This is a genomic window from Pseudovibrio sp. SCP20, from assembly GCF_057774105.1.
The window spans coordinates 207816-223353 of record NZ_JBYMDH010000005.1 but is presented as its reverse complement, the minus strand read 5'-3'; the positions used below and the strand labels follow the sequence as shown (position 1 = coordinate 223353).

Genomic DNA, 15538 nt, shown 5'->3' with positions numbered 1-15538 from the left:
CCCAAAGGTAATATTGGGGTTAAGTCAGGTTGTTTAGTTGATACTAAAAATATGCGCTAGGTATAAATGCATAATGAATTTAATTTTGGAATAGTTATGACTGGAATTTTAGATGCAATCAGAAGGGTCCTATTTGAATGACGGACATTTTCGCAAGTATTTTGATGCATCTGCCCCAATATACGTAAATAATGAAAATGTTTCCGCGATAATAAGTAATATAGAGTATAGCCAAGAGCTTCAGGTCAGAATTGCCAAAATACTTCCAAAGCGTGATTTTAGCGCTTGCTATACTTCCTTCAGAAACAAGGCATGTACAATATCAGGAAACTTTCTCCTGCAAGGTTCATTAGTTGCAACTGTAGCGGGTGTGGAGCAGTTCTCACTTAGTGCGGACAGAGCGAATCTAGTCAAATACGGACCGTCTACAACCAAGTTTCAGATTGCTCGTGGAACGGACCTGCAGATGCTCTCCTACTCCATTTCGGAGGAGTATCTGATGCGGGCGCTGGAGAAGGATCTTCCGGCGACTTTTTTGCCCTTTGTGAAAGAGGGGGATGAGGAGTTCAGCCTGCTGGAGTTTCGCCCCACACCCGAGATGCGGCGGCTGGTGCGCTCCGTCATCAGCAGCCCGCTGGTCGGGTCCATGCGCAGCCTTTTTATTGAAGGCGCGGTGCTGCAACTGATTGCCTTGAAGGCCAGCTTTCTCAGCAACCAGGTGTCCAGCAGTGGCAACCTGAATGAGTATGAGGTCGCCAGCGTGCAACGGGCCTACAAGCTGCTGATGGGCAGCCTCAGCACGCCGCTGTCTTTGAGTGAGTTGGCGTACAAGGTGAACCTTGGCGAAAAGCGCCTGAACAGCGGATTCAAGCGAATATTTGGCGGCACCGTGTTTGAGGTCTACCGCAATGAGCGGCTGGAGATTGCGCGCAAAACCATTGAGCAGAGTGATGCCTCGCTCTCCAAAATCGCGCAGCACATCGGCTACCGCCACTACAACAATTTCATCAGCGCATTCACGCGTCAGTTTGGCGTGTCTCCTGCAAAATACCGAAGGCACTCGCGGCATAACCAGAAAATGGAGTAGCCGCTCAACGACAAGCATAGGGGGTAGGTACATGGCGGAATTGGACTTTTTGAAAGAGGAAGGCTCCTCATTTTGTCAGGAGTTGGAAAGCCTGCAGCTTGCCTCCTGTCACCTGAACAACCTTGTTGAGGCACTCAACATCGTGCTGACCAACAGGCTGGAGCACACGCGGGAATACGACATGCTGCTGACCATCAATCAGGCCATTCTTGGTCACAATGATGAGCTGCAGCTCCGGTCCAACCGGGTTCTTGAGCTTCTCCAGCATCCCCACGCCGATTGATCTGATCGCAGCAGCACACCCCTGTGCCGGGTGGTGCGGAGAGGCCGTCAGCGGGCATACGGGCATCCCATCCTGCCTGCCCGCTGACACCCGCTTTTGCGAGATGAGGCAAAGCATTTGAAAAAGGATCGAGGCAATGACCCAGAACAACCCTCGGCAACAACAGCAACAGATTGAATCAAGCAGCATTCGTGTGCCCGGGCTGGTGGTGAGAGAGCAACCGCGCATCAATCGCATTCAGTTTATTTTTGATGAGCAGCCAGGCGAGGATATCTGCCGTATCTTGAAGAACCATGCCTTCCGCTGGTCTCGCCATGAGGATGCATGGCAACGGCAGCTCAGCGTCACCAGCCGCAAGCTGGCCGTGAAGGTGCTGCTGGAAATTCAGGAGCTCGCTAAAGCGAAGAACGGCGCTGGATAATCCGTGTCGCTTACTTCTGCTCTCCGGTTTCCACCCACCACTTGTGCATGGCGTGGAACATATCTGTCAGGGCTATGGCACGCTCAGTTGCGGAGTACTCCACGCGTGGTGGCACCTCTGCGTAGATCTTCCGAGACACCAATCCGTCCCGCTCCAGGGCACGAAGCTGGCTGGTCAGCATGGTCTGGGTGACCCCGTCAATCATCCGCCTCAGCTCGTTGAAGCGCTTGGTGCCCTTGAAAATCAAAATTTGCAGGACAATCAGTTTCCACTTGCCGCCGATGAGCTGAGCGATATCCGGCATCGGGCAAAGCTCTTCAGTTTCAGTAGGTTGGCATTCCGGTTCAGTTGTTTTCTCTGCGATTGTCATTGGGGACAAGTCCTCAATAGTATTGTTTTCCGTACTATCTACGAAAAAACTGCCTTCTTGCTCTATAATACCACAGGTCTATCTTTCTCCCCATAGCAAACGGGAGAAATAAGATGGTTTTATCATTGTACACGATCAGTGGAGCTCCTCGTGGCTGGCGGGTTTTATTGGGTCTCGCCTTTAAAGGACTTTCTGCTGACGTCATTTACTTAAAAGCCTCTGAAAAAGAACATAAGCAACCGGAATTCACGGCGCTCAACCCACGCGCAACCGTGCCGGTGCTGACCAGCGACCATGGGGTGCTGCGGGATTCCATCGCGATCCTCGCCTGGCTCGATCGTGCTTATCCTGAAAGGCCGCTGTTTGGCGACACGCCAGAGGCGGCTGCCGAGATCTGGCAACTGACGATGGAGTGCTGCGACTACCTGCGGGAAGCCAACCGGCAACTGCTTGTGCCCGTGTTTGCCGGAGATGGCAGCACGCCAGAGGCAGGCAGTGATGCGGCGAGGCAGCTGACCGCCGCCGCTGAGCTCGCCCACGCAGAGTGTCGCTATCTGGAAGGCATCCTCTCCGACGGCAGGGCGTATCTGTGCGGTGATGAGCCAAGCGCGGCTGATGCCATCGCGTTTCCTGAAGTCAGGCTCATCCAGCGGGCCGTGGAGACAAAGCCCGACCTGATGGTCTCCCTCGGATTTGGGCATCCGCCGGACCTCTACCCCTTTGTGGCGGCGTGGAAAGCACGGCTGAACGAGGACCCGCGTGTAGAGGCGACCATGCCGACCCATTGGCAGGCACCGCAACCAGCGCATTAACAGGAGATGACTGCAATGAAACCGACACTGATTGCATCACGAGAAGACTGGCTTTCTGCCCGCAAAGCCTTGCTGGAGCAGGAAAAAGAACTGACCCGCAGAAAAGATGAGATCACCCGCCTCCGCCAATCCCTGCCATGGGTTGCGCTGGAAAAATCCTATGTATTCCAGAGTGATAAGGGTAAGGTGCCCCTCGAAGATCTGTTTGAGGGGCGTGACCAACTCATCATCTATCACTTCATGTTTGGCCCCAAATGGAAGGCGGGCTGCGTCAGTTGCTCGTTCTGGGCTGATGGCTTCAATGGCCTCGATCCGCATCTGGCCGCCCGGGATATCGCCTTTGCCGCGGTCTCCAGCGCGCCTATGTCTATGATCACGCCGTTCAAAGAGCGGATGGACTGGGACTTCACCTGGGTCTCCTCAAATGGCACTTCGTTCAACCGAGACTTTGATGTAGGCTTTCCGGAGGACATGCCAGCAGATGAGCCCATCATCTACAACTTCCGCCAGTTGGAGAAAGCGCCTCATGATGAAATGCCGGGCGTCAGCGTGTTCGCGAAAGGGGAGGATGGCACGATCTATCACACCTACTCCGCCTATAGCCGCGGCCTCGACAGCACTAACGCAGCGTACACCTTCATGGACCTGACGCCGATGGGGCGCAATGAGCCAACCTCTGGCAACCCGATGGCATGGGTCCGCCACCACGACGCTTACTAGGCTCTGCGGTGTGTGCAGGCAAAGCTTCCCTTTGTCTGCACGCCTCATAAGCTTGACAGCAGCGCATCCATCCCTTCATCATTCCTAAAATTTTAAATATTTGAGGCGGTTTGCTTTTATAGGGCCGCAACCAAACTGCTTTAAGCGATACCTGCGTGTTTTACCCAGTCAATATTTGAGTTTTGAGCGAGACGCGCGCAAAGATTTGGGGTGAATATGATTGAGATTCCAACACTTCTGGACGCGCGAATGGTTCAATCGGCTCGGTTGAAAACACGGGTTCTGTTTTCCGGCCCTGAGGACGGCGTGCCGATCATCTTCGTTCATGGCAACCTTTCCGCCGCCACATGGTTTGAAGAGACCATGCTGCGCCTGCCGAACATCTTCCGCGCCATTGCGCCAGACTTGCGCGGGTATGGCGGCGCTGACCCGGCTGCACTGGTGGACGCCACGCGTGGCACCAAGGACTTCTCGGATGATTTGGCCGCGCTGATGGATGAGTTGGGCGTGAAAGCCGCGCATATGGTGGGGCATTCCCTTGGCGGCGGTGTGCTCTGGCAGTTCCTCGCCGATTACCCGCAGCGTGTGCTCTCCCTCACGCAGGTGAGCCCGTCTTCTCCCTACGGTTTCGGCTGCTCTAGCGCCGATGGAACACCGTGCTTTGAAGATGGTGCAGGCAGTGGCGCGGCAGCAGTAAACCCGGAGTTCGTGAAGCTGCTGATGTCGCAGGATACCAGCACAGACAGTGATTTTTCTCCGCGCAACATCCTGAACACGTTTGTCTGGAAGCCACCCTTTCAGCCTAAGCGGATCGCCGACTACATGGCCACCGTTTTCGCCCAGCATACCGGCGACAAATCCTATCCGGGAGATGTGATCCCCTCCGCCAACTGGCCGGGGGTCGCGCCGGGCAACTTCGGCAGCATCAACGCACTCGCCCCCAACCGGCAGGCTGATCCGCTGGGTTTTTGCCGGGTTCCGGTGAAACCGCCCATGTTGTGGGTGCATGGAGCAGATGATTTGGTGGTCTCTGATGCTTCCATGTTCGACCTCGGCTCACTGGGCAAACTGGGCTTCCTGCCCAGCTGGCCGGGAGAAGCCGTCTTCCCGCCGCAGCCCATGGTCACCCAAACCTCCAACGCGCTCGACCATTACGAGCAAACCGGCGGCACCACCGAGCGCCACACCATCCCCAGCTGCGGCCACACCGCCTACATCGAAAAGCCCAAAGAGTTCGATCACCTCTTCCACGCCTTCCTCCAAAAACACGCCAGCGTGGCTGAGGCGGGGTGAGGTGGAGCCTCGCAATACTATTGGGTTTCAGAGTTGAAATCTCGCCATTGAAAATAGTCTAGATAAATCATGATGTTGCTGGTCTGTTCCGGTCAGCATACGCTCACCAATACCACCCCTTTGCAAAGCAGCAGCACGCGCCAGTCCGTGCAATCGGAGAGGTTAGGCACTCCGACAGTAGCAAAGCCTGGTCAAAGGAGGTGGTGGTTAGGTGAGGTTTGAATTGAAACTCAAAATAAGGAAGGCCCGAAACAGACTGGTACTCTGGTTCCGGGCCATCATTAAAGTAACCTAACAACTGGGGCGGGGAGTTGAGGCTTCCCGCTCCTAGTCTCTCTAATATACCCTGTCTTCCCTAGTCCTTCAAGAAACCTGCCGGTCTTCCAGCCCCCTGAATGTTGCTGGGACAAGCTATACACCCTCGGCAAACTCTTCAAATTCGGGGCGGTCCCGCCAGGAGCCGTCGGGCCAGAGGGCTTTGAGGGCTTTGGCGATGGGATCGCTCCAGCCTTGTTTGCCTTGAGATTGTGCGTCCAGCAGTTCGTCGCCGATCAGGCCGGGGCAGGCTTGTTCCAGTACCTCAATCAGTGCCTTAGCCTGAGCTAGGTCCTTGGTGACCTTGGTGGCCGTATGCGTCCGCTTTTGTGAGAGGATGAGCTTGTGCACGGCGTAGCGGGCCGGACGCGGCACGAACACCGGAATGCCTGCGCCGTAAGGCAGAGCAGCGGGGGAAGCATCGTCGATCAGCCATGCCAGATACTGCAGGCTCATAGCACCAGCATCTAACCCTTGCAGCTCCAGTGGCTGTTTTTCGCCGCGTTTGCGTGTTGGCGTGAGCAGATCCACCACAAAGCCGATGCCAGAGCGAAAGCGCGAGGATTTAGCGCGCCCATCCAACTCCGGAATAGGCTCGAATGTGGGGTCGGCATCCTTCAGGATGGAGAGCATATCAATGCCTTCATCCGCTTTGATCGCCAGTGAGGCGGCCACGAGATCTGCGTCGTCTGTCGCCAGCTGAGTGGAGGGCAGCGTGCAGCCCAACAGCAGCGGGTAGCATTGATAAGCCAGCGTGCCCACCAGAATGGCGCCATTGCGGAACAGACCGTGATAGGCCATGGCATCCAGCACACGCCCGGCATAACTGTGGGTGGAAAGCACGCCAACTTTGTTCAGCACGCTCAAGTCTTTACGGCGTGCACGGGCACGCTCGCTGGCCTGTTTGATCCGCTCCACTTTGGCCTGCGTTTCCGGCTGCAAAGCTGGCCCCACATAGAGGCTCTTGCGTCCGGCACCCACGGGCATTTTGACGAAGACGTTCTCAACATTCCCCTTCGCTTGCTGATAAACCGAGCCCCGAAGAGCCCTGCTATCATCATGCGTTTTCTGAATGTAATCCGCAGCGAGGTTTTGATAAGCGAGAGGAAGATCTGTCATGGGAGTAGTATAGACAGTTTAATTTGAAAATGTCTATACCGCGATTAAGTGCCCAGAACAGTGTAGCAGGAATCGATTTTCTCAAGTAACATATTGCATGGCTTATGAGAATTCATGTGATTAATGCATGTATTATGATAGAATACCTGCACCTTTGATTACGTCGTTTTCTTAGAAATGGATTTCGTTATCAGGTTTGCTGCAGACTTTCGATGAAAGAGCATGAGGCTATTCTGCAGACTCGGATTAGCCGAGATGTCCCGTTGTTTCCAGAAAGGGACAGAAACATGAATTCTGTTGGTTTAAATAATAGTAGTGTCCAGCTTTTTGAGGCGCAAAACCCCACGCAGACACCCAACTCCTCTGCGGTTCAGCAAGATGCGGAGGAGGGCCTCAAGATTCTTCGAGAGAATGCAACAGGGATTGACTTTAAGCCTGTTGCAATGGGTGAAGGAACTTCGGATAGCCTGATTTCTGAAGAAACCAGAAATGTGCTGGCCGAGATGACGCTCAAGTATCATGCTGCGGAACTTCAGTTTGAGCTTGCCCCAGTTCGTGCTGCATTTACCGCGATGAACACATCACTTGCGGAAAATAATGGAAACTATTCAGAGCTTGCGGATCACCTCGAGAATTTTCAAGAAGGCGTCAACAGCCTGCTTGCGAATGGCATCGAGTTTAATCCAGCCAATCCCTTTCTCAAGGATGAAGAACTTCTCAACGCGCTGGTAGATATTCTGCCAGGCAGCACGGATGGTGAGCCAAACGACTTAACTGGCTTGCAGACTTGGGTTCTTCAAGGGGAAGCTGCTGAGAATGCAGGCTTGGCCGGGGTAAATATCCTTACCTTTGATTTCTCCGAGATGCTTGAGGGGGATGATGCTGAAAGCGTTGTAAGTGTTCTGGGAGAAGCCTTTGCTAACTGGCAAGGTGCACTTGATCAGGCTTACAACAAGATTGGTGCGATCCGCGATGAGAAGATTGCTGGGTTGTCTCAGCCAGCAGAATCTGTCGTTTCTGAGGCTGCCGCTAACGTTGAAAAAGACATGAACGTGGATCAGGCGCGGGAGAAAGCGCAACTGACGCAGTCTGAGCTCGCTAAGCAGGCCTTCTCTCTGGTCAACGCGACCTCTCCAAGCGCTCTGGCGTCCTTCAGCTTGTAAGATGCGTTGGACTGCGCTTGCCTCAGGTGAGCGCAGTTCTGAAACCGCCGAGGGTTCTACAAAGGGTTGGTATAGACAGTTTGGCTTGGAAGTGTCTATACCGTTTCTGGATGACTGCTTCTCCCAGCACCACCCGCTGCATCGCATGTCATATCTACCTATGCTTGTAATTTCTTCTTACCTCGCCAAATATTATTTATGCGGTGAACAGGGAGAAAGCTTTTGGAGAGCGATGGTGGAAAGAAGAGGCCGAGTAAAACGCTTATTGTTACAGGTGTGCTTGGTTGGCTCCTCTTTATTGGGGAATGCATCTACGCCCTCACACGCCTTCCTGTCCTAATAATACTGGCAGCAGGTGCTGGCTTCTTTGCTCTTGAGAAGACACTGGATGTCGTGCTTGGGCGCATCTTCCGGAGAAAGCCTAGGGAGCAAATTCCCCATAATCGTCGGAAGGATTAGAACTCCACCTTTGAATGGCTGACGGGGCTTGTGAAGTTCTGCTAGGCTTCTCCGTGCATTTTAGGGGAGGGGATAATGGCGGTTCATTTTGAGTTTGAGGGGACGACGGCGATCATCACGCTGGACCGGCCCGAGCGGCGCAATGCGGTGGATGGAGAGACGGCGCAGCTGCTGGTGGATGCCTTCACCCGTTTTGATCAGGATGATAGCCTTTCCGTTGCCGTGTTCACTGGATCTGAAGGCACATTCTGTGCAGGCGCTGACCTGAAAGCGATCTCTGAAGGCAACCTCAACATCTTGAAAGAAGAAGGTGACTTCGCTCCGATGGGTCCCTCCCGCATGCGGCTCTCCAAGCCCATGATTGCGGCTATTGAAGGCCATGCGGTGGCTGGCGGGCTGGAGCTGGCGCTCTGGGCGGATATGCGTGTTGCGGGAAGATCAGCAGTGTTTGGCGTTTATTGTCGCCGGTTTGGAGTGCCGCTGATTGATATGGGCACTATTCGTCTTCCGCGCCTGATCGGCCAGTCCCGTGCCGCGGATATGATCCTGACAGGGCGTAGTGTGAGCGGGGAGGAAGCGGTTGCCTTTGGTCTCGTCAACCGGCTCGTGGAAGATGGTGAGGCGCTCTCTAAAGCAAAGGAGCTTGCCACGCAGATCGCGCAGTTTCCGCAAATGTGCATGCGTAGCGACCGACTTTCCATGTTTGAGCAATGGGACATGACAGAGGCTGAGGCCATCAAAAATGAAATGCGACGTGGGCTTTCGGTCATTTCTAGCGGAGAGACTGTTTCCGGCGCAACGGCTTTCAGCCACGGCAAAGGGCGCCATGGGGCAGGCGTGGAAAGCTGATGTGCGTTGAGCAAAAGTAAACGGGCATACTGCAATTTTGCGGGCTGAGCTAAGCCTGCTTACACCTAAACTCAAACAAGCATTACTTAACGGAAAGCGTTTCTCTTAGCATGACACAATATGTCTCTCAGGACCGATTGTGGGAGGAACGCCGTGCCTGCTCAACCTCAAAACCCCGCTGGAAATCAGGAAAACCTGCCGCCAGAGCAAGAGCAATGGCTGGATGCCGTGGAACGGGCGCTGAATGTTCGTCTGGGTGAGATCCCGCCTCAGGGTGACAATGACGTCGAGCCTATGATTGTCGATGGGCCTGAGGAAGAGCGCGGCGAGTTCATGGCCATCGTTGAGGATGAAGAGCAGGAAAATATCGAGGAAGGCATCGAGCAGCGGGCAACGCATGATCAGCAAGGTCGTGTCATTGAAGAGCGGGGTGAGTTTCTGGCGCTTGGAGATGATGAGGACGAGCGCGATATTGAGCGGGGCATTGAGCAACGTGGTATAGACCTGCGGCAACCTGAAATCCCGTTCGAGGCCCCACCGCCTTACGATCCTCCGCCACCTTATGAAGCGGGCGAGCACGAGAATATGGAGGACGAGGAGTTTGAGGAGCTGGAACTGCCCGAGCATCGTGAGTTGCATCAGCATGACCCGCAGCCGGGTGATGGGGAGCAACCGCCTCAGCCTCGTGTTTACAACGAGATGCCGCAGGCCGGCAGTCCAATCCGTGTCAACCGCCGCAATGATGGCACCATGGTGATTGATCGCAGATCCGTGCCTGCAACCATCAAAGCAAGGCGTCAACGCCGGCGTGGGCAGCCTGATAAGGTGACTTATGAGCCCACACAGCATTCGATGAACATCGAAGGACTGATTACGCCGCCCAATCAGATAGAGAACGATCGCCTGCAAAGCGTGTTTGCCACGGGGGCGACGGGCTACCTGCAGAAGTTTCCGGATATCGAAGACTCCGTGATCAAGCGGTGCCATGCGATGAAAAACGGAGATGGCTCCTTGCAGTTTATCGGTGCCGACCAAGTGGTCCATGAGACCAAAATCCTCACGGCCCTCTCGCACTTTAAGGATGCCAAGGGAGCTGAAAACATCATCGAGTATCGCGGCTCGGGTATCTCGCAGTTTGGCGAACCGTTCCTGATTATGGAGGAGATGAACGGTGGCACGCTGGCAAATCGCATTCCTGATGATCGCGGTCTGGAAGAGCCTCAACTGAATGATTTTGCAAAAGGCGTGCTCTCCGGTATGGCGTTTTTGCAAAAGCGGAACATCATCCATCAGGACTTGAAGGCGGATAACATTCTGTTCCGTGACAATGAGAGCACTGTGCCGGTGATCAGTGATTTTGACACAGCCTCCGCCCATGAAGGCATTGCATCTGACAACGAGAATGGCCGGGACTATCGCTATAGAAGAGGTGGTTCTCCAGACATTCAGCCGCCGGAAGTTTATGATGCCAACGGGCAGGCAACTGGCAAAATCGACTCTTGGAATGGTGGCATTTTGCTGTTGCAAGCGGCAATCGGTAACGATGGACGGCAGGAATTTCTCGATGAAACGGCAGCGTTTCGTGCGCAAGACGGGCAAAGAGACCAGGGTGTCTACGATGCCTTTCTGGAGCCCCGCATCGCCAATGTGCCGCCAAACATTCAGGCAGTGATCAAGGGCTTGCTGAAGGTGGATCTCAATGAGCGTATGACCGCGGAGCAAGCACTGGCGTTGATTGAGGATGAGCCCGAGGAGGAGCAGCAGTAGCTGCAATTCTCATGATTTTGGTAGGTCCGCTTACACGCTGTTTTGGCTGTTTGCTTTTCAGCGCATGGGTGAACAACGATACTTCCCTTCACGGCAGGCTGAGAAGAGGAGATCTCGAGTGGTTCGCAAGGCCGGTGAAGTTCCCGGAGGTGACAATGGCTGATTATGACCAGTGGCTCAACGCCGTCGCCAAAGTGCTCAGTATCGACCTTCCGCCGGATCCCTCCGGAGCGGGCGGCAGCGTGCGCGGTGAACCTCGCGAAACCCCTCCTGATGACAGCCCAATCAGAGTGCAGAACAAGCCAGATGGCAGCATGGTGATTGAGCCCAGCTCTGTGCCCACCGCTTTCCAGCCCGGTAACACCAATGGTGGCAAGCAGCCTTATGGCAACATGTTCAGCATCTCTGAAGAGCATGCCGTGGATGTTACCGGCAAGGTGAGCCCGCCGATTACGGGCGGTGCAGCCAATGCTGAAAACGTGTTGTCCTATGATGCCTCCGGTGTGGTGCAGGACTATCCGCATATGGAAAATGCGGTGATCAAACGCCCCAATGCTTACGCCGCAGGACCGGATTCTCCGCCAACCTTTGTGGGGGCTGAGCTGCTGGTGCATGAGGCCAAGATCCTCACCGCGCTTGGTGAGTTTGACGAGGCGCCTGGCAGCGAAAACATCCTGAAGCTGAAAGGCGCTGGCCTCACCGAGTTTGGTGAGCCTTTTGTTATTCGCGAGAAGCTGAACGGTGGCTCGCTCGATGATCGCCTGCCGGAAGACAAAGGCATGGACGAAGAGCCGCTGAATGACTTTGCTGGTGGCTTGCTTGCCGGCGTCGCGTTTCTTCAAAAGCGTAACATCTTCCATCAGGATTTGAGCACCGACACCATCCAGTTTCGTGAAGACGAAGACACCTCACCGGTGATCACCAGCTTTGACTGTGCAACAGCGCATGAAGGGGTTGCAGCAGATTGTGAAGACGGCCAGCATTTTGAGCTGGAGATCGGCGGTACACCCAACAACCAACCACCCGAGCGCTTTGTTGATGGGGCGGAACTCTCCTCCAAAGTGGATTCTTGGGCAGGCGGCCTTGTGTTGGTGGCAGCGGCAGCAGGCAAGAACGCGCAGCAGGAACTGATTGAGGAGCTGCAGGAGTTCCGCAGTGGCAGCAGCACCGACCAGTCCGAACTGGATGAAAAGCTGGAGGCGCGGCTGAATGGCACGCCTGAAAACATCAAGGGTGCGATCAAAGGCCTGCTGAAGCTCTCACCAGAAGAGCGCCTTTCTGCAGAAGAAGCGCTTGGAGTTGTTGGCGAGCGTCCCGAATAGGCGGTTTGAAAATTTATTCCTGAAAGTAGTTACCTGAGGTTGGTCGTTAGATTATTCTTCTGTCAAAGGCCCTGATTGCGCTAAACGCTTTTATGCACTATGCCAAAGAAGCACGCATTTTTGAGGGCGTCTCGGGAGGGGATCATGACAACTGCTGCAGCCAACTGGATCGATCGGTTCCAAGGCCTTTCCAAACTGGAAAATCACATCAGAGAAATTCTGGTCAACCGCAGCACCATCGTTTCTGTCCCTGCTGGTACCGTCATCTTTGGCCCCGGTAAGGCCCCGGAAAACCTGCTTCTTTTGCTATCTGGTTCCGTGCGCGTGCAGCAACTCTCTGAAGGCGGACGCGAGATCATTCTTTACCGTGTGCATGCGGGCGAAAGCTGTGTGCTGACCACGGCATGCCTGCTGGCCTACGAGGATTACTCCGCAGAAGGCATCGCGGAAACGGACACACAGGCTGTCGCCATTCCGCGCATGGTGTTTGATGATCTCATCGCGCAATCCGAAACCTTCCGCCGCTTCGTGTTCTCAGCGTACTCCAAGCGCATCACGGACCTGTTTCTGGTGATTGAGGAAATCGCCTTCCAGCGCATGGATATTCGCCTCGCCCAGAAACTGCTGGAGCTTGCAGGCAGCGGCACTCAGGTCGCCACCACCCACCAGCAAATGGCCGCCGAACTAGGCACCGCCCGCGAAGTCGTCTCCCGCCAGCTGCGAGAGTTCCAACGCCGCGACTGGATCACCCAATCCCGCGGCACCATCGAAATCATCGATCGCTTAGGACTGGAAGTTCTGGCAAAGGCGTGATCTGACGCTTAGCTCTTGAGAGTAACCCTCGGATCGCGCGCCATCCATTTTTGGATTTCATGGTTCTCGCGATCATAGTCATGATCGGACCGTGCTTTTTCGGGCTCGATGTGATTGGTGTTTGTGGGCGAGGCGAAGAAATCAAAGCCGTAGATATCTATCTGCTTGTAACCGCCCAACTCCTCCAACAAGCACAGCAACCGGAAGCCTGTGCTGGGTTTTTTCTCGGTTCGGGCGTGATAGCGCTTCAGTTCCGCTGTCTTTAGCAGGTAGACAATGTCGCTGTGTTTGGCGAGCCAATGAGGCAGGGAGAAGCTGCGTTCTGCCGGTGTCCAAATGACCCGCTGTGTCCGCTGGCTATAGACAAAGCTTTTGGGAATATCGAGGCTGGTTGCCACCCATGACAGCTTCTGGCCGTGGCTTTTGATGTGCGGGATTGCACCGCGATTGATCCGGATAACGATGTCATGCTGATCAATCTCCGGCCCGTAATCCTTCGCGCACAATGATTGCGCGTTGCCAACCACGGCTATGCGTTTACCGGCAATGTCATTCTGCAGTTCGTGTTTCGGAACATGGCCTCTCAGCAAGCGCATGCGCAACATACGTAGGATGTGCTTGCGTTTGGCAACAGAGTGCGCCCGCCTGCGTTGGCGGTACACCATCTTCAGGTTCTGTCGTGCCTCAGCCGAAACATCCCAGGTGACATAGAACTGCTGGTCGTTGTTGATGCTGCGCAAGACCTCAACATAAGGGAAATGCTGGGCAAGTTTCTCCTGCCACCATACGGACGAGTGCACAGTGCAATGCGCGTTGGAGCCATCGGCCAGCAAAGCTGTGGCGTAGAGTGTCGGGATATGGAAGATCACATTCTCTGATTTAGCGCGAATGTCGGCCAGTACAGCATCCAGCTCCGTCTCCGGCACATGCTCCAGCACATCGGTGTTCAGCACAAGATCAAACGCTCCTTCGGGAGGCGTGCTGTATTCGGGAATGCAGGGATCATAGCGGTGGGAGGCACAGCCAAGCTGAGCAGCAAGCTCTTCTACCAACGAGCTTTTGCCGCAGCCATAGTCGAGAATTCTTGCTGGCTTGAGATCAGCGGCCAGTGGCAGGATCACGTCCATCAGGTAGGACGAGGATGTACCATAACCGGGGTTGGATTTATGAAGCTGCGTGTAAAAATCTTTGTTCGTGACGGAAACTTCGGTCAACTGGAACCCCAACTGCTTTCTGGCCCACATTCCGGGTCACAGCGCGTACCGCGCATGCAACCTTCGCCGCCATGCTAGCCAGAAAACGTATCTCTGAAACCTACGGATTGTTCTGGGATGGGCAGCTGGCATTATGAGCTGTAGGCATTTCGCGTTGATTTTTAAGGTGCTTCTACAAAAAGCAGCGATTGAGGCGGAGTTTGGTGACTTCGTCACTGAAGCGATAGAAAAGACTCGTTATCCGTTGAGCCACGTACCTGGAGGACGAGACTATGACGGCTAACGTTGGAACTATTGATCGCATTCTTCGTTTTATCATCGGTGTCGTGCTGATTGCACTGCCGCTGTCAACCACAATTTCTTTGTTTGCGCAGCCACTTTTCTTCTATGGCGCAATCATTGTCGGCATCGTAATGCTGCTGGTTTCCGTTGTGCGGATTTGTCCGCTCTACTCCATTTTCGGAATTAAAACCTGCCGCGTTTAAGCTTGCCCGCGGAGATCGCAAACTGATTTCCGACAAAAAATTATAATAAGAAAAGCTTAGGCGGCTGTGCAGGCGGTCGAACACGAAAACAACTTTGGTGCACGTACCATCGACCGCCACTGCGCACATGTTAACTTATTGAGGAAGTTATGACTAACTACCCCGTAAACATGGCTGTCGAGCCTGAAGTGAAGGCCTTTTTTGACCCGGCCACACACACGATCAGCTATGTTGTGAAAGACCCTGCCTCGTCGTCCGTTGCCATCGTGGATTCCGTCATGGATATCAACTATGCAGCGGGCCGCATCACCTATGACAATGCAGATGAAATCATCAAATACGTGCAGGACAACAACCTCACTGTTGAGTGGTTGATTGAAACCCACGTACATGCGGATCACCTTTCTGCTGCGCCTTACATTCAGCAAAAGCTGGGCGGTAAGATCGGCATTGGTGAGCACATCATTGTGGTTCAGGACACCTTTGGCAAGGTGTTTAATGAAGGAACCGAATTCCAGCGCGATGGAAGCCAGTTTGACAAGCTGTTCAAGGACGGTGACAGCTATCAGATCGGCACCATGACCGCGTTTGCAATTCACACGCCGGGCCACACACCAGCCTGTATGGTGCACGTGATCGGTAATGCTGCTTTTGCAGGTGACACCCTGTTTATGCCAGATGGCGGTTCTGCCCGTGCAGACTTCCCGGGTGGTGATGCTGGAACGCTCTACGACAGCATTCAGAAAGTGCTGACACTGCCAGACAAAATGCGTCTGTTCATGTGCCACGACTACGGCCCCAATGGCCGCGACATCGCGTGGGAAACCAGCGTCGGTGATGAGAAAGAGCACAACATCCATGTTGGCAAAGGCCATTCACGTGAGGACTTCATCAAGTTCCGTACAGAACGTGATGCGCAGCTGGATGTGCCGAAACTGATCATTCCTTCCTTGCAGGTGAACATGCGTGCAGGCGAAGTGCCGACCGATGAGGACGGTGTTCCAATGCTTAAAGTGCCAGTCAACGCACTTTGATCTGATGATGTG

16 protein-coding genes are annotated in these 15538 nt (G+C 54.3%); 13 read left to right on the top strand and 3 right to left on the bottom strand.

Going from position 1 to position 15538, the window contains the following annotated elements; translation table 11 throughout:
- Positions 1-112 precede the first annotated feature (112 nt).
- The 3 genes from AC3CB2_RS19230 to AC3CB2_RS19220 all read left to right on the top strand — a co-directional run bounded on the left by AC3CB2_RS19230 (position 113) and on the right by AC3CB2_RS19220 (position 1791).
- A complete protein-coding gene (locus tag AC3CB2_RS19230) occupies positions 113-1087 on the top strand; it encodes a helix-turn-helix transcriptional regulator (RefSeq protein WP_488389899.1) in 975 nt (324 codons plus the stop codon).
- 31 nt (positions 1088-1118) lie between these two features.
- Positions 1119-1370: a hypothetical protein gene (locus tag AC3CB2_RS19225; RefSeq protein WP_128647376.1), complete on the top strand. Its 252-nt coding sequence runs from the start codon at positions 1119-1121 to the stop codon at positions 1368-1370.
- Positions 1371-1506: 136 nt separating this feature from the next.
- The gene (locus tag AC3CB2_RS19220; RefSeq protein WP_352935611.1) at positions 1507-1791 is read left to right on the top strand and encodes a hypothetical protein; all 285 of its coding nucleotides are present in this window, start codon (positions 1507-1509) and stop codon (positions 1789-1791) included.
- 10 nt (positions 1792-1801) lie between these two features.
- Here the strand turns inward: AC3CB2_RS19220 and AC3CB2_RS19215 are convergent, their stop codons facing one another.
- On the bottom strand, positions 1802-2161 hold the full coding sequence (locus AC3CB2_RS19215) for a winged helix-turn-helix transcriptional regulator (RefSeq protein WP_352935614.1): 360 nt from the start codon (positions 2159-2161) through the stop codon (positions 1802-1804).
- A 113-nt stretch (positions 2162-2274) separates the two neighbouring features.
- Between AC3CB2_RS19215 and AC3CB2_RS19210 the strand changes: the two genes are divergently transcribed.
- From AC3CB2_RS19210 to AC3CB2_RS19200, 3 genes are all read left to right on the top strand, one after another.
- Positions 2275-2973 carry a glutathione S-transferase family protein gene (locus AC3CB2_RS19210; protein WP_352935617.1) on the top strand — a complete coding sequence of 233 codons (699 nt, stop codon included), beginning with the start codon at positions 2275-2277 and terminating at the stop codon, positions 2971-2973.
- A 15-nt stretch (positions 2974-2988) separates the two neighbouring features.
- Positions 2989-3693, top strand: coding sequence for a DUF899 domain-containing protein (locus AC3CB2_RS19205; RefSeq protein ID WP_352935620.1), 705 nt, complete (start codon positions 2989-2991; stop codon positions 3691-3693).
- A 216-nt stretch (positions 3694-3909) separates the two neighbouring features.
- A complete protein-coding gene (locus tag AC3CB2_RS19200) occupies positions 3910-4986 on the top strand; it encodes an alpha/beta hydrolase (protein ID WP_352935623.1) in 1077 nt (358 codons plus the stop codon).
- A gap of 411 nt (positions 4987-5397) precedes the next feature.
- Here the strand turns inward: AC3CB2_RS19200 and AC3CB2_RS19195 are convergent, their stop codons facing one another.
- Positions 5398-6420: a GSU2403 family nucleotidyltransferase fold protein gene (locus AC3CB2_RS19195; RefSeq protein ID WP_083417320.1), complete on the bottom strand. Its 1023-nt coding sequence runs from the start codon at positions 6418-6420 to the stop codon at positions 5398-5400.
- A gap of 287 nt (positions 6421-6707) precedes the next feature.
- On the opposite strand from AC3CB2_RS19195, the gene AC3CB2_RS19190 reads away from it, so the two are divergent.
- From AC3CB2_RS19190 to AC3CB2_RS19170, 5 genes are all read left to right on the top strand, one after another.
- Entirely contained in the window at positions 6708-7583 is an 876-nt protein-coding gene (locus AC3CB2_RS19190) for a glycoside hydrolase family 18 protein (protein ID WP_352935625.1), read from the top strand.
- Positions 7584-8117: 534 nt separating this feature from the next.
- Positions 8118-8891 (top strand): crotonase/enoyl-CoA hydratase family protein, encoded by a 774-nt coding sequence (locus AC3CB2_RS19185; RefSeq protein WP_352935628.1) that lies wholly within the window; start codon positions 8118-8120, stop codon positions 8889-8891.
- Positions 8892-9044: 153 nt separating this feature from the next.
- Positions 9045-10658, top strand: coding sequence for a protein kinase domain-containing protein (locus tag AC3CB2_RS19180; protein ID WP_352935631.1), 1614 nt, complete (start codon positions 9045-9047; stop codon positions 10656-10658).
- 155 nt (positions 10659-10813) lie between these two features.
- The gene (locus AC3CB2_RS19175) at positions 10814-11980 is read left to right on the top strand and encodes a protein kinase domain-containing protein (RefSeq protein WP_352935634.1); all 1167 of its coding nucleotides are present in this window, start codon (positions 10814-10816) and stop codon (positions 11978-11980) included.
- 144 nt (positions 11981-12124) lie between these two features.
- The gene (locus tag AC3CB2_RS19170) at positions 12125-12793 is read left to right on the top strand and encodes a Crp/Fnr family transcriptional regulator (protein ID WP_352935637.1); all 669 of its coding nucleotides are present in this window, start codon (positions 12125-12127) and stop codon (positions 12791-12793) included.
- A gap of 8 nt (positions 12794-12801) precedes the next feature.
- Here the strand turns inward: AC3CB2_RS19170 and AC3CB2_RS19165 are convergent, their stop codons facing one another.
- The gene (locus AC3CB2_RS19165) at positions 12802-14007 is read right to left on the bottom strand and encodes a glycosyltransferase family 29 protein (RefSeq protein ID WP_352935640.1); all 1206 of its coding nucleotides are present in this window, start codon (positions 14005-14007) and stop codon (positions 12802-12804) included.
- A gap of 272 nt (positions 14008-14279) precedes the next feature.
- On the opposite strand from AC3CB2_RS19165, the gene AC3CB2_RS19160 reads away from it, so the two are divergent.
- Both AC3CB2_RS19160 and AC3CB2_RS19155 read left to right on the top strand, forming a co-directional pair.
- A complete protein-coding gene (locus tag AC3CB2_RS19160; protein WP_008549161.1) occupies positions 14280-14492 on the top strand; it encodes a YgaP family membrane protein in 213 nt (70 codons plus the stop codon).
- Between the two features lie 149 nt (positions 14493-14641).
- Positions 14642-15526 (top strand): MBL fold metallo-hydrolase, encoded by an 885-nt coding sequence (locus AC3CB2_RS19155; protein ID WP_352935643.1) that lies wholly within the window; start codon positions 14642-14644, stop codon positions 15524-15526.
- Positions 15527-15538 lie beyond the last annotated feature (12 nt).

Bases quoted from the DNA above. Each gene is read 5' to 3' on its own strand.
- AC3CB2_RS19190 (WP_352935625.1), top strand. From the start codon at position 6,708: ATGAATTCTGTTGGTTTAAATAATAGTAGTGTCCAGCTTTTTGAGGCG.
- AC3CB2_RS19170 (WP_352935637.1), top strand. From the start codon at position 12,125: ATGACAACTGCTGCAGCCAACTGGATCGATCGGTTCCAAGGCCTTTCC.
- AC3CB2_RS19230 (WP_488389899.1), top strand. From the start codon at position 113: ATGCAATCAGAAGGGTCCTATTTGAATGACGGACATTTTCGCAAGTAT.
- AC3CB2_RS19215 (WP_352935614.1), bottom strand. From the start codon at position 2,161: ATGACAATCGCAGAGAAAACAACTGAACCGGAATGCCAACCTACTGAA.
- AC3CB2_RS19200 (WP_352935623.1), top strand. From the start codon at position 3,910: ATGATTGAGATTCCAACACTTCTGGACGCGCGAATGGTTCAATCGGCT.
- AC3CB2_RS19220 (WP_352935611.1), top strand. From the start codon at position 1,507: ATGACCCAGAACAACCCTCGGCAACAACAGCAACAGATTGAATCAAGC.
- AC3CB2_RS19205 (WP_352935620.1), top strand. From the start codon at position 2,989: ATGAAACCGACACTGATTGCATCACGAGAAGACTGGCTTTCTGCCCGC.
- AC3CB2_RS19185 (WP_352935628.1), top strand. From the start codon at position 8,118: ATGGCGGTTCATTTTGAGTTTGAGGGGACGACGGCGATCATCACGCTG.
- AC3CB2_RS19175 (WP_352935634.1), top strand. From the start codon at position 10,814: ATGGCTGATTATGACCAGTGGCTCAACGCCGTCGCCAAAGTGCTCAGT.
- AC3CB2_RS19160 (WP_008549161.1), top strand. From the start codon at position 14,280: ATGACGGCTAACGTTGGAACTATTGATCGCATTCTTCGTTTTATCATC.
- AC3CB2_RS19225 (WP_128647376.1), top strand. From the start codon at position 1,119: ATGGCGGAATTGGACTTTTTGAAAGAGGAAGGCTCCTCATTTTGTCAG.
- AC3CB2_RS19210 (WP_352935617.1), top strand. From the start codon at position 2,275: ATGGTTTTATCATTGTACACGATCAGTGGAGCTCCTCGTGGCTGGCGG.
- AC3CB2_RS19155 (WP_352935643.1), top strand. From the start codon at position 14,642: ATGACTAACTACCCCGTAAACATGGCTGTCGAGCCTGAAGTGAAGGCC.
- AC3CB2_RS19195 (WP_083417320.1), bottom strand. From the start codon at position 6,420: ATGACAGATCTTCCTCTCGCTTATCAAAACCTCGCTGCGGATTACATT.